Annotated in this window: 8 protein-coding genes; 5 read left to right on the top strand and 3 right to left on the bottom strand. The window is 48.2% G+C overall.

All coding sequences use genetic code 11. The features are described 5' to 3' along the window. Positions 1-43: 43 nt before the first annotated feature. A complete protein-coding gene (locus tag A5320_RS16870; RefSeq protein WP_068067587.1) occupies positions 44-1072 on the bottom strand; it encodes a LacI family DNA-binding transcriptional regulator in 1029 nt (342 codons plus the stop codon). A gap of 468 nt (positions 1073-1540) precedes the next feature. On the opposite strand from A5320_RS16870, the gene A5320_RS16865 reads away from it, so the two are divergent. After that, the gene (locus A5320_RS16865; RefSeq protein ID WP_068067586.1) at positions 1541-4207 is read left to right on the top strand and encodes a TonB-dependent receptor; all 2667 of its coding nucleotides are present in this window, start codon (positions 1541-1543) and stop codon (positions 4205-4207) included. Between the two features lie 204 nt (positions 4208-4411). Next, entirely contained in the window at positions 4412-5938 is a 1527-nt protein-coding gene (locus tag A5320_RS16860) for a tryptophan halogenase family protein (protein ID WP_068067583.1), read from the top strand. Positions 5939-6085: 147 nt separating this feature from the next. On the opposite strand, the gene A5320_RS16855 is transcribed toward A5320_RS16860, so the two are convergent. Then, positions 6086-6538, bottom strand: a complete 453-nt coding sequence (locus tag A5320_RS16855) for a hypothetical protein (RefSeq protein WP_068067580.1) — start codon at positions 6536-6538, stop codon at positions 6086-6088. Between the two features lie 1015 nt (positions 6539-7553). Here A5320_RS16855 and A5320_RS16850 point away from each other — a divergent pair. Beyond that, a complete protein-coding gene (locus tag A5320_RS16850; protein ID WP_068067577.1) occupies positions 7554-8552 on the top strand; it encodes a Gfo/Idh/MocA family protein in 999 nt (332 codons plus the stop codon). A 97-nt stretch (positions 8553-8649) separates the two neighbouring features. Here the strand turns inward: A5320_RS16850 and A5320_RS16845 are convergent, their stop codons facing one another. After that, a complete protein-coding gene (locus A5320_RS16845) occupies positions 8650-11259 on the bottom strand; it encodes a family 20 glycosylhydrolase (protein WP_068067574.1) in 2610 nt (869 codons plus the stop codon). Positions 11260-11591: 332 nt separating this feature from the next. Between A5320_RS16845 and nagK the strand changes: the two genes are divergently transcribed. Then, positions 11592-12515, top strand: coding sequence for an N-acetylglucosamine kinase (nagK, locus tag A5320_RS16840; RefSeq protein WP_068067571.1), 924 nt, complete (start codon positions 11592-11594; stop codon positions 12513-12515). Between the two features lie 18 nt (positions 12516-12533). Further along, positions 12534-13532 (top strand): glucosamine-6-phosphate deaminase NagB-II, encoded by a 999-nt coding sequence (nagB-II, locus tag A5320_RS16835; protein WP_068067568.1) that lies wholly within the window; start codon positions 12534-12536, stop codon positions 13530-13532. Positions 13533-13575 lie beyond the last annotated feature (43 nt).

Here is a 13575-nt window from a genome sequence, read left to right as displayed (position 1 = left end):
TAAAACCACAGGGCTTTTTTTATTGGCGTATCCAACTTAGGTATTAACGTGGGCAGACTGCCGTCGATTCCCTAACCAGCAGTTCCGGAATAAACACCGGCTGTTGCTCGGTGTTGGCCAGATGCACACCTGGTCTGGCATGGCGGAACAGCAGTTCGGCCGCCTGCAACGCAATAGTGCTGTTGGGCTGATGCGCTGTGGTCAGCGGCGGCCAGGTCTGGCGCGAGAACGGACTGTTTTCGAAACCGACAATCGACAACTGCTGCGGAATTTCCACATTCGACAGGCGCGCACTGAATAAGGCGCCCGCTGCAATTTCATCGTTACAGGCAAAAATAGCTGTCGGCTTATGCGCTAATGCCAGTAATGTTTTCGCGCCTTTGACTCCAGATTCAAACGAATAACTGCCCGGCACAATATACTTCGGATTCGCCTGAATGCCGCGTTTGGTTAACGCAGCTTTAAAACCTGCCAGCCGTTCACCACTGGAACTGTGCTCTTCATCACCACATAAAAAGGCGATGTCGGTGTGACCCAGTTCCAATAAATGGTTGGTAATTTTAAAGGCCGCGGTGAAGTCGTCGACCAGCACGCAGTTGGTTAGTTTCGGTGATGGGGTCGAGCCCGAGATAATCCGCACAAAATCGACGCCAATACTGTCGAGTGCTTCGGCAATTTCCGGCATCTCGGAAAATGGCGGGGTCAGCACGATGCCGGCGAGGCGCGCATGCTGCACTAAATCAATCACTTCCTGCACAATACCGACCGACTTGGCATTGGTAGGGTGGATCAGCAATTCGTAGCCGTGTTTGCGACAGGCTTCCAATAAACCCTTTTGCATATCAATCACATAATAAGCGTTTGGGTTGTCATAAATGTAACCGATGCTATAGGAGCGGGTACTCGCCAGATTACGGGCCGCCGCATTCGGTTGATAATTCAGTTGGCTGATGGCTGCTGTCACTTTATCGAGCGTTGCCTGCTTTACCGAAGGCTCATTGTTCATCACCCTGGACACGGTCTTAATCGAAACTCCGGCCAGTTCGGCAACATCATTAATGGTTACTTTCATCCGTTTTACCCTAAACAAAATGTGACATGGCAGCGGAGCTTAAATGGCTGATTTTGGATAAATATTTTTGCTGTTATGGCCTTAGCTCCAGATACAAATGACAGCGATGGTCAATTTGTAAGGAAAATTAAACTTAGGGATACATCTTTTTTGTCCGGACGGCAATTGTTTATTTGTCAAAAATTAACCAGTAAGCGCATACATGATTCTGTATATTTTTTAATTTTAATTAAAATCAAGTAGTTATTTATTTTTTCACATCTGGAAATCTAGAACCTAAATTAGAAAATTCATAATTACCCTAATAAGACTCAGATCACAGACCAGAAAATTTCGGCTAAAATTTCAACGAAAGGGGTTTGCAAATCAAAATTATTTTGTGTATGTTGAATTTCAATGACAACGCTGTCATTGCAGGGCAACAAAAAACACATCGCACACGATAAGAAACAGGAATGGGAGAAGCTCATGTCGCACACTAAAATGAATAAATGTGCATTGGCAGTTAAGCTCGGTTTAGTAGCAGGGGTTGCAGCATTATCAATGCCAGTCTTTGCTCAGCAAGCTGCCGCAGCTAATGATGGTGCCAAAGAACAAAACGTTGAAGTTATCGAAGTCCGTGGTATCCGTCGCTCACTGAGCGAGTCATTAAACACCAAACGTTTCGCTGACGGTGTGGTTGACGCAGTTTCTGCAGAAGACATCGGTCAATTACCGGATTCTGATGTGGGTCAAGCGCTGGGTCGTATTGCCGGTGTCACTGTCGGCCGTACTTTCGGTCAGGGCAGCTCGGTTACGATCCGTGGTACTGATCCTTTGATGACTCTGACCACCTTAAATGGCCAGAATGTCGCATCAACCGGTTGGTACGACCAAATGAACATCGACCGTTCATTTAACTATTCATTATTACCACCAGAACTGATCGGTGGTATGGAAGTGTACAAATCAACGCAGGCCAACCTGGTTGAAGGTGGTATTGGCGGTACTGTTATCGTTAAAACCCGTAAGCCGCTGGATATGTTTGCGAATACCGCATTTGTGTCAGTGAAAGGCGAATACGGCAGCGTCAATGAAAACGTGGCGCCGGAAGTTTCTGGCTTATACAGCTGGAAAAACGCCGAAGAAACTTTTGGTGTATTAGTTTCGGCCGCTTATGTTGACCGCGAGTATTTACGCCGTGGTACTGAAGCCGATCTGGACTGGGGCAATCGTTCATCGATCCAGCCATCAAGCTTCCTGCAGGAACAAACCCGTGAAGCACTGGATGCAACTTTCCAGTTCCGCCCGAACGACAAAATTGAGCTCGGCGCGCACATCATGACGATGACATTGGGTGCTGACAGTCTCGGCGCCAACATGTACATCAACACCGATACTGACTGGGGTGATGGTCCATCTAACTGTACCAAATTCAACGCCGCTGGTGTCTGTGTGGTCAGTAATACGCCGGACAGCCGGGCTTCAAAAGTGTTCTTCCAGAACTGGGCACGTTTAGGCGAAATGACTTCAGATTCATTTGAATTTAACGCCAAATATACCGGTGAAGGCTTTACCTTAACTGGTCTTGCTGGTAGCACTAAAGCCGAAGGTGGCACCGAGATGACCGCTAACTTTGGTTATGGTTGGTGGGGTGACAAGTTTGGTCAGGTGAAATGGGCAGGTCAGGTTGACGCCACTGGCAATCAGATTAGCATCAACGGCCGTGATATGAGCTTCAGTCAGGCGCAACTGGACACCACGGTGGGTACTTCTACCTGGACCGGTACCAGAGGCCCGAACTCGGATGAAGAACAATATCTGCAGTTAGATGCCGACTATGATCTGGATCTTGGTGTGTTGAACAAATTCGAAACGGGTGTGCGTTATACCACCCATGAATTCGAGCGTTCAGAATACCGTGCGATTTACGATCCAAGTAAGAAAAATGAATTCAAAACCAGTGACCTGTATAACGGCACTATGGATTTAGGTTATGCCGGTTATACCATCCCGAAAGGCGATGTAAATGCCATGATTAACGCGACCAACTCGTTGGTTAGCAAGTTCGGGTACAGCCGTCCTGGTTACGGTAAAATCGAAGAAGATAACTTGTCGCTGTACGGCATGTTTTCTTTCGCTGGTGAAGGTTTCCGCGGTAACTTCGGTCTGCGTTATATCAGCACAGACGTTACCTCTTCAGGCCATATGATTGACGGTGTTTCGTCCAACGATCTGGGTGTCAACACTGGCTGGAGCGCGAACATCCAGAAAGTAGAAGGTGATTACAGCGACGTATTGCCAAGCTTCAACGTTACATTCGATTTAGCAGCTGATGTGATGTTACGTTTGTCAGCTGGTCAGGCGATTACCCGTCCGACTTACGACACCTTGTTCACGGCCAGCATCTCTGGTTATCCGGATGACCGTCGTGGCAACGAGCAAATCACCTTTGGTAACCCAGGCCTGGATCCAATGAAATCTTCACAGGCTGACTTAAGCCTTGAATATTACTACGGCCCGAGCAATATGGTATCTGCGACATATTTTGTTAAAGATATCAGCAACTTCATCGTTGCGAACACCAAGTTCAACCAGAAAATCGGTGCTGTGAATAACGACCTGCTGGTGCCTGCTGATAACTGGACCGTCAACACTTATGTGAACGCTGGTGGCGGTACTATTGATGGTATCGAGTTACAGCTGAACCATGCGTTTGGTAACGGCTTTGGTATTGCCAGTAACTACACTTTTGCCGAAGCTGATGCGCCGGCTGAAGTGTACACCGACCGTCTGTCGGTATTTACTGAATCTTCCAAACACAGTGCTAACTTCGTTGGTTTCTGGGAAGACCATGAATACTCAGCTCGTCTGGCGTATAACTGGCGTTCAGAGTACATGGTGCGTGAATACGGTAAATATTACGGTAACCGCATGCACGACGATTTCGGCACTCTGGACCTGACATTAGGCTGGAATGTGACTGACTACGCCAAAGTGCGTCTGGAAATTGTCAACATGACCGCTGAAGACGACGTACAGTACGGTGCTGCTGCCGTCGGTACTGAAGTGAAGCCTGCGCTGCAGGACGGTTTCCCGGCCTGGTCGTTCAAAGGCGAAACCACTTATAAACTCGGCGTGAACTACAGCTTCTAAGCTGAAGTTACTTGAAAAAAACCAGCTTCGGCTGGTTTTTTTATCTAAACAAAATGTGGAATACTGCGTTTGTCGCTCAATACCAGTGCTTGGTGAAGTTGTCGTTTTAATGACTGCGCGCCAGTTATACACGACAGGTTGAGCCGGGCATTTGGCAAACGCAGCTTTGATCGTGGCAGATGTTTTTATAGTTGGTACTTGCAGATGAAAATTAAAAAAATTGCGATTGTCGGTGCGGGCACAGCGGGTTGGTTAGCGGCCAACCATTTAGGCCACGAACTTCGCGCCGATCCAGATGTGCAAATTACCGTGATTGAATCGGCCGATGTGCCAACAATTGGGGTTGGTGAAGGCACCGTGCCTTATGTGATGAAAGGCCTGGAGCGGTTCGGCATTTCCGAAGCTGAACTGCTGCTGCAATGTGATACCACTTTTAAACAAGGCATCAAGTTTGTTGATTGGCTGGACAAGAAAACCCACGGCGACAATCACTACTATCACCCTTTTGACAGTCCATATCCGGCGGGTTTTGATATTTCGCCTTATTGGTTGACGCAGCAGGAAAAATTGCCGTTTGATGATATTGGCATTCAGGCGCGGATTGCCGAACTTGGACTGGCGCCCAAACAACGCAGTTCAGCCGAATATCAGGGGCCGCTCGCCTACGCTTACCATTTTAATGCGCTGAAATTTGCCGCTTTACTGGCGAAAAATGCCAAGCAACGTTTTCGGGTTGAGCATCAGATTGCCACCGTAACCGGCGCTGAAACTGACGATCAAGGGTTGATCCGCTGTCTGACTACCAGCGCCGGAGACAAGCTGCATTTTGATTTTTATGTCGATTGCAGTGGTTTTGCCTCGATCCTGATTGATAAAACTTTAAAAGTTCCTTTTATCAGCAAGGCCGATGAACTGCTGACCGACCGGGCACTGGTGCAACAAATTCCCATTGCCGATGGCCAGCCACTGCCACCTTATACGACGGCCACCGCGCATGCTGCGGGCTGGATCTGGGATATTCCGCTGACCAGCCGCCGGGGCACCGGTTTTGTGTATTCCAGTAAACATATGTCTGACGATGAAGCGCGTCGTGAATTCGCCAGTTATCTGGGGCTGGATCCGGCAACTTTTGCACCACGGCAAATTCCGATGCCGATTGGTTATCGTGAACAATTCTGGCTCGGCAACTGTGTTGCTTTAGGGTTGGCGCAGGGGTTTGTTGAGCCGTTGGAAGCGACGTCTATTCTGGTGACCGATTTTGCCGCCGAATTACTGGCGCGGCATTTTCCTCGTCATCTCGCCGATGTCACAGTTTGCCAGCCCTATTACAATCAGGTATTGCGTTATGTCTGGGACGGTGTGGTCGATTTTATCAAACTGCATTATTTTCTGTCGGACCGCCAGGACTCAGCGTTCTGGCAAGACAACCGTGATGAATCGAAGCTGTCGGCACAGTTAAAAAACCGGCTGGCGATGTTTAAATTACGCCCACCTCAACAAAGCGATTTCTTCAGTCGTTTTGACTTATTTAATGAGAAAAACTTTCTGTATGTGCTTTACGGCATGAAGTTCCAGACCCAGCTGCAACCGTTAACGCCTTATGAGATCAGGCGTAGCGAGGAATTATTGCAAAGTAATCAGCAGTTGGTGGCCGGCGCCAGCCGTGAATTTTTGCCACACCGGGTCTGGCTGGACGCATTAAAACATGCAGCACAACAAAGAGCTGGCTAAACAACTATAAAACAGCGTGACAGCCGTAGTTTAGTTGCTTAAAAACATTCGTTCATAACCGATTTATTTACGAATCATCGATAAAACAAAGGGGGGCGAAGCAGGGGGCCCCCTTTTTTATCGAAATCCGGTGCTAGCTATCTGGTATTAGTAGTCCGGATTACCACAAGTTCTTGGATTTCCTGGTACCCAAACCATTCTGGTTTCGATGCGGCAGTTGTAACGTTCAGTTCTGCTGACCTGACGATATTTAATTTCTTCGCCGCTCAGTGCATAGACCGCATGGGGAGTGTAGCCCGGGACCCCCAGTGTTTTGTCGTTGTAACATTGTGCATTGACCGCCATGCTGATGCTGTACGTCGTTGGAAACATGCTTGGATTGGTGGTGGAAGTCCGGTTGTAGTTACATTGTTTGTAAGCCTCGTTGTCATAAACCACCCGTTCGTCACAAACTTCGATCTCGCGCTCGATCCAATAACCACAATTCTGGCTGACATGGGTTTGTTGAAATTCTTCGACACTCATGCTGGTTGTTTTATTGTCGGCTATAGCTCCGGTACTGAATAATAAAGTAGCGATAGCAATGCTTTTTAACATCATACAATCTCCTGTTTCATTAATGGTGCGGTTTGGCACGTGCAATAGTTTGGTTGGCAACCTGTATCAACAGCTTGTTATTTCCAAGTCAGTATCATTTTTTCAGTCTTCATAACTTTCGCCATTTTCGTAAATTGCACAAAATTATCGGGCGTCTAACATATCTGAAATGGATAAAATGATTAGGTTGTCAATTTTCGGCTAGTATTCCTGCCTCGGATATTGGCGATAAGCTAGTTGTTACCAATAATCATTTTCGCCTCAATTCCGGCGGCTGTGACGTAAACCCGGTGGACCGAGATGCCGATAACAGACTGGCGGCAACAACCGGGCGGTCAACTGGATCAGGATAGGGCTAAACTGCTGGCAGTTAATGATATACATCTGATAAATTGTTTATATTTATCAGATGTATAGATGTTGTTGTCGCTGCTGGTTTTCGATATGTGGCGCGAAGCTGTATTCAAGTCTGTTTGTTGTTGAATGTTGCTGAAAAAAAACACAAAAAACATGATGACAACGTTGTCATTTGTCGTTACTATTCTGGTGTCGGATGGGCTGAAGCGCTGGAGTCAGTTCATTTTCTATCTCCCTACAGCGATTGTTATTGGTAGTTGGTAACAATCTCTGCCAGCTGACACGGATGTTGTGTTTTATTTGCCAATCCTTATCCAAGGGTCTTTGCAGGATACATTTATTGTGTCCTGTTTTTTTATTTTTTATTTCATTAAATCATCTGCGTTATGTTTTATCAATTTTCATTGAATTGGTGGTTTTTAGTTTGATATTTCTATTATGAATTCATGATTTTATTTATATGCTTGCTGATGTGTCATCAATGCTGAGTAGCAGGTATGTCTGAAGCCGTAAGTAAATAAAATGATATTCATAAGCGCTGGCTTGCCACGTTATTTTGCAGCTGTATTTGTTCTGTGAAGAACAGTGGAATTTTTGCCCATAATGAACAATTCCCGATAAAATAGAATTCTGAAACCTATAGCAGCAAAAGAGCAGTAAGATGACAACATCGACGATCCGTTGGGGAATTATTGGGTGTGGCAATGTCACTGAAGTCAAAAGTGGCCCGGCTTATCAACAGACTGCGGGCTTTTCGCTGCATGCGGTGATGCGCCGTGATGCTGTCAAAGCTGAAGATTATGCGCGTCGCCACCAGGTGCCATTGTGGTTCAGTGATGCGGATGAACTGATTCAACATCCTGAAATAGATGCTGTTTATATAGCAACACCACCGGACAGCCATTTGTTTTATGCGTTAAAGGTGGCCGCTGCCGGTAAAATCTGTTGTGTCGAAAAACCAATGGCGCTTGATGAGGCTGAGTGCGCACAGATGGTGGCTGCTTTTGAACAAGCGGAACGACCGTTGTTTGTTGCTTATTACCGGCGCTCGTTGCCAAGGTTTTTGCAGGTTCAGCAATGGTTGCATCAAGGACTGATTGGTGCAGTGCGGCATGTGAATTGGGCTTTTAGCCGACAGCCGAATATTGCTGATCAAAGCGGGCAAGCGAATTGGCGCACCGATCCGGCGCAGGCTGGCGGCGGCTATTTTGTCGACCTGGCAAGCCATGGTCTTGATTTGTTGATGTATTTACTCGGTGATATCACGCAAGTGCAGGGGATAGCACTGAATCAACAAGGGTTGTATGCCGCTGAAGATGCGGTAACGGCTTGTTGGTTGTTTGCACCGCAGGCAGATGGAAGTACCGCAAGCGGCAGTGGTTTCTGGAATTTTGCTGCTGATACCCGACGTGATGAGGTCGAAATCATTGGCAGTTTGGGGACTATTCGTTTTTCAGTGTTTGATGATCAGCCTTTGCAGTTAACCACAGCAACCAACTCAATAAGCCTGCACATCGACCATCCGGCGCATATTCAACAGTATCATGTGGCAAATATTGCGAAGCAACTGGTCGGGGAAGGGGAACATCCTTCGACTGGATATACCGCCCAACGTACGACAGCCGTGATGGCACAAATTCTGTGGAACAACAGGTCTTAGCACGCTTGGCAGTAAACCCGGGTAGCTAACAAACCATAATAACCACAAGCCAAACCGGTACTTACCAGCCTGGCCTGTGGTTATCCGTCGATTGTCTTTAGTCAGTAGTCGTCACCCGGCTGACATCACCAGTGGCGCTTTTACTCCGCAACCAGACTTTGCCGCCAGCGAGTGCATTGGACTGCACTTTGATACCTTCCTGATTGCCTGCGGTATAAGGTAACCAGCTTTTCCCTTGGTCGAGGCTGTATTCTATTGCCAACCCCGGCAATGCGCTGTTTGCTTTGAGTTCATCGTCAATCACCACTGCTCCTGGCGGCGGCAGATAATAACTAACGCCAGCTTTGCTCAGTTTGGGTAATTCACGTTGTGCCATCACCCGGGCGAAACTTTGCCAGTCAGCATCTCGTCGCTTGCTGTCAGCGCTGGCGCCTTCCCAACTGGCCTGATGCCATGCGCGTTCAGCCAACGGCAACAACCGTGGATAAATCATTTGTTCCAGCTGGGTGGCGGTGCGAACCGTTTCTGACCACAGCTGGCCTTGCATGCCAATAATGTTTTCCGGTTTTTCCAATGCCGGTAAAGCGCGTCCAATCAGAGCTTCTAAATCGGTAATGACTTCGCCATCACGGGTTTTGTCGGCGTTGGCATAAAGTTCATCTGGCATATAACCGAAGACTCTGGCGTTGTCGCTATAGCGGGTTGCCCAGTAATAACCACGCTCTTCCGGATGTGCTTCTTGCGGATGGTCAAAATACAAATGGGTGCCATGCGACAAAATCACCTGATAACCGGCATTGGCCAACCGGTTCGCACGGTCGCCGACGCCGAATTCCCAGATATTGTCCCAGACGTTGGCGATCACTTGATTATTGGCAAACTGGTCGCGGTTAAAGGTATTCAGCTTGTCGTACATCAAGCCATCTTCCCACCCAGCCAAAGCCAGCTGGCGGCTATGTAACATCGCCGCGACGCGGCTGACGAAATAAGGTTTCAGATCGGCAACGCCGGCAACTGCAGGTAGATTTTTAGCGAATAACGCCTGACAGGCAGGCGAGCCTTCCCAGGAGCCAACACCCACTTCATCGCCACCCATATGATAGGTATTGAGCTTAATGCCGGCCTGGCGATACATTTGTTGCAGTTCGTACACCACTTTATCAATAAAGGCATAGCTGGATTCCATGCAGACATTGACCGAGTTGTCGGTGTAACTTTGTACCGTCATATACTTGGATTTGTCAGCGGGATCACTCAGTAAATAGCGGCTGGCTTCTTCAGTTTTGCCTTGTGCCAGCAATTTTTTATACCTAGCTTCCATCGATTTGATGGCGGCGCGGGCGTGGCCTGGCATATCAATTTCCGGTACAATTTCGATATGACGGGCAGCTGCGAACTTTAAAATTTCAATAAAATCAGCGGTGCTGTAATAGCCATTACCAGAGCCCGAGGCATGTGGCCCGGTACCAAGTTGGGTCAACAGACAACGTTGTTCGGTTAAATCAAAACAGCGTTTGGCGCCAATTTCAGTAAGTTCTGGCAGACCCGGAATTTCTAGCCGCCAGCCTTCATCTTCAGTCAGATGCAGGTGCAGTTTATTCAGTTTGTAGCGGGCCATTTGTTCGATCAGCCGTAACGTCACTTCCTTGCCGTGAAAGTTACGCGCCATATCGTAATGCATGCCGCGCCAACGATAACGTGGCGCATCATCTACTGACACTCTGGGTAAACTGGCGACGCCTTTACTCAGTTGCACCGGAATTAAACTCAGCAATGACTGCAAACCATAGAATGCGCCAGCGTTGTCGGAACCGCGGATCAGCACAGTGTCGGCATTGATATCCAGTTTGTAGCGCTCAGCACCTTCAATTGTTGGGTCGACCATCAGCACAATTTTCTGCTGATGTTTCTCGTTGACGCCGCTTTGACTTTTGAGGGTGAGACCTGCAGCAGTAAGCTGTTGCTGTAAATAAGTGGCTTCCGTGGTCAGACGGCCCTGAAAATTAATCTGCCAGCTGCTGTTTATTTCGGTGCGGCCACGTCCGTACACCGCTTGTTTTGGCGTCGGCATGATCCGAACCTGCACTGCAGCAGCAGAAATGTCGCCGTCATTCACCAACTGATTTTGCTGATAGCGGCTACTCGCGGTGGCGATTGGGTATAAATCCGGTTTCGGTTTGGTATAGCGTAACTGTTGTTCCGGTTTAGCAAAAGGCGCGACAAACTGGCTCAGCTGTTCGCTGTCGGTATTGGCGAACAACTCCGGTTGTAACGAGCCCGCCACGATAAAAGCGCGTGGCATAAAATCGGAGAAACTGATCAGCGACGATGAAGCGATAAATCGCAGTTCCAGCTGCTGACCTGCAGCCAGGCCTTTAAATCCGCTAGTGGCTGTTATCCGGTGTAAATCACCTTGCACATGTTCAATCTGCAGGCCAGACGGGGCGGCATCAGTTAATTTTCGGATGGCATGGATATAAATCTGCCAGTTGCCACGACCAGCCGCTAAATTGATGGTCGAACTATTTTGCAGCTTGATAAGCCCGGTAGGTCCGTCGCTGTGAAAGTTACTTTCAATAGCGAATTCCAGCTTTGCGTTGCTGGCGAATTGTTGTAACTGCTGTTGTTCAGTAAAGTTCTGCGCCAGCAGCAGCGGACTGTGGAAAAGTGCGAGCAGCGCTGCAACGCTCGTTTTTGCTGTATTCATCAAAACATCCCCTGTGACAATGGCCAGCGCCTTGGTTAAACCCTGGCTGTTTTCAATATCTGAAATCGCGTGCAGTTTGCTGCAAAATCAATCAAAGTTAAATTGATAAGTCGCTGAAATCAGACAGTTATTTATAAATTTTTGTAGTTTTATTACATTTTTCAGTTTGATTTTTAAACAAGGGTCTTGTTATTTGTCGAAATTATTATATGCTGAACTGAAAAATGACAACGCTGTCAATTCAGGTAATGTACATTTTTCCAGCACTGGTACGCAAGTAAAAAAATCACAGCGTACTGTCAAGAGCAGCAGCGATGCAATGAGGTTGGTGGATGAGTATGAGTTCAGGGCAACAGGGGCCTTTATATCTTGGCATTGACGGTGGTGGCAGTAAGTGTCGCGTCGTATTGGTGACTGCCGACAATCAACTGTTAGGCGAAGGTCTGGGTGGACCCGCTAATCCTTTGCGTGGGATGAAAGTAGCGACTGATTCAATTTTAACCGCCACTCAACAAGCCTTAACTGCAGCGGGTATGACTTTCAACGATATGGCCCGGCTGATCGTTGGCGCTGGCCTCGCCGGTGTCAATATGCCGCAGTACTTCAAGTTATTTTCTGAATGGAAACATCCATTTGCCGCATTTCATCTGACCAGCGATTTACACATTGCCTGTATTGGTGCTCATGATGGCGCCGATGGTGCAGTCATTATTGCCGGCACCGGCTCCTGCGGACTGGCCGATGTCAAAGGCCAGTTGTTGGATATCGGCGGCCATGGTTTTCCGTACGGTGATAATGGCAGTGGTGCCTGGTTTGGTATGCAACTGGTGCATCAGGTACTGCTCAGCAAAGATCAACTGACACCGCCGACTTTGCTCAGTGAATTACTGGCAGAAGCCATCGGTACCAGTGCGACGCTGGATATTGTTAGCCATTTTATGCATGCCACACCCACTGTTTATGCCCGTTATGCGCCGCTTGTGTTTACAGCCGCCGAACAAGGAGATGCCGCTGCGCTGAAAGTGGTGCAGCAAGGTGCCGGTTTTATTAACCAAATCGCGTTGAAACTATTTGAACTACAGCCACCAAGATTTTCGATGATTGGCGGACTGGCTTACAAATTAGTGCCTTATCTGGACACTGAAGTGCAGCAACAGATCACGCCAGCGCTGGCGGCACCGGAATTTGGTGCTATTTGGTACGCGCGTCAGCAACAAGCTTTATTAAATTCCGCCAAAACGGCAATCGTTAACTGAAGAAGTGAGTAACAGCAAATGACCCCGACTATTATGGCGCAAGAAGCCGCTGAAGCCCCGGCCCGTATTCGCGAGCAACTCGCTGCTAACAGCAGCACGATCGCCGCTATCGTCAGCCAGATTAACCAACGTGCGCCAAAGTATGTGTATATGGTTGGCCGTGGATCTTCTGATCACGCCGGTGTATTTGCCAAGTATCTGATTGAAATTGAAATTGGTTTGCCGGTCGTGCACTCGGCGCCTTCGATTGCCAGCGTCTACAACAAACAGCTCCAACTTGCTGACGCCTTGGTGTTGGTAATTTCACAGTCAGGTCGCAGCCCGGATATTCTGGCGCAGGTCGCAATGGCCAAAGCCGCTGGTGCTATGGTGGTGGCTTTAGTGAACGACACTACTTCTCCTTTGGCGGATCAGGCTGATTTTGTGGTGCCATTGTTTGTTGGTCCCGAAAAAGCCGTGGCAGCGACGAAGAGTTATCTCGCGACGTTAAGTGCTTTGCTGCAATTAGTCGCGGTTTGGTCGCAGCAGCCGGAACTATTAAAGGCAGTGAATGCGTTACCAGAGCTGTTACTGCAGGCGCAAGCATTACCGGCGCAGCTGACACCTGAAGGTGTGGCGAATGTGAAGCATGGTGTGGTGCTGGGCCGTGGTCCTGGCTATGCCATAGCCCGGGAAATTGCCCTGAAGCTCAAAGAAGTCTGTGGTATTCATGCCGAAGCTTTTTCCAGCGCCGAGTTTTTGCATGGCCCGGTAACACTGGTCAAAGATCAATTCGCTATTATTGATGTGACAGTGCACGACGAAGCGTATGCCGCACACAAAGCGCAAATTAATGAAGTGCAAAGCCGTGGCGCCAGTCTGGTACATTTAGACCATGGCGATTTAGTGACACATCCACGAGTATTGCCGCTGTTAGTTTTACAACGGTTTTATCTTGATGTGGAAGCCGTTGCCCGCAGTCGTGGCGTGAATCCGGATGCGCCGCCGGGGTTAAACAAGGTCACTAAAACGGTTTGATGTTGGCGGAATGGCTTTTCAAATATTTATGAAGAGTGTATTT

It is taken from the genome of Rheinheimera sp. SA_1 (genome assembly GCF_001669775.1).
GTDB lineage: Bacteria > Pseudomonadota > Gammaproteobacteria > Enterobacterales > Alteromonadaceae > Pararheinheimera.
This window is presented reverse-complemented; position numbering and strand designations above follow the sequence as displayed.

Bases quoted from the DNA above. Each gene is read 5' to 3' on its own strand.
- A5320_RS16870 (WP_068067587.1), bottom strand. From the start codon at position 1,072: ATGAAAGTAACCATTAATGATGTTGCCGAACTGGCCGGAGTTTCGATT.
- A5320_RS16865 (WP_068067586.1), top strand. From the start codon at position 1,541: ATGTCGCACACTAAAATGAATAAATGTGCATTGGCAGTTAAGCTCGGT.
- A5320_RS16860 (WP_068067583.1), top strand. From the start codon at position 4,412: ATGAAAATTAAAAAAATTGCGATTGTCGGTGCGGGCACAGCGGGTTGG.
- A5320_RS16855 (WP_068067580.1), bottom strand. From the start codon at position 6,538: ATGATGTTAAAAAGCATTGCTATCGCTACTTTATTATTCAGTACCGGA.
- A5320_RS16850 (WP_068067577.1), top strand. From the start codon at position 7,554: ATGACAACATCGACGATCCGTTGGGGAATTATTGGGTGTGGCAATGTC.
- A5320_RS16845 (WP_068067574.1), bottom strand. From the start codon at position 11,259: ATGAATACAGCAAAAACGAGCGTTGCAGCGCTGCTCGCACTTTTCCAC.
- nagK (WP_068067571.1), top strand. From the start codon at position 11,592: ATGAGTATGAGTTCAGGGCAACAGGGGCCTTTATATCTTGGCATTGAC.
- nagB-II (WP_068067568.1), top strand. From the start codon at position 12,534: ATGACCCCGACTATTATGGCGCAAGAAGCCGCTGAAGCCCCGGCCCGT.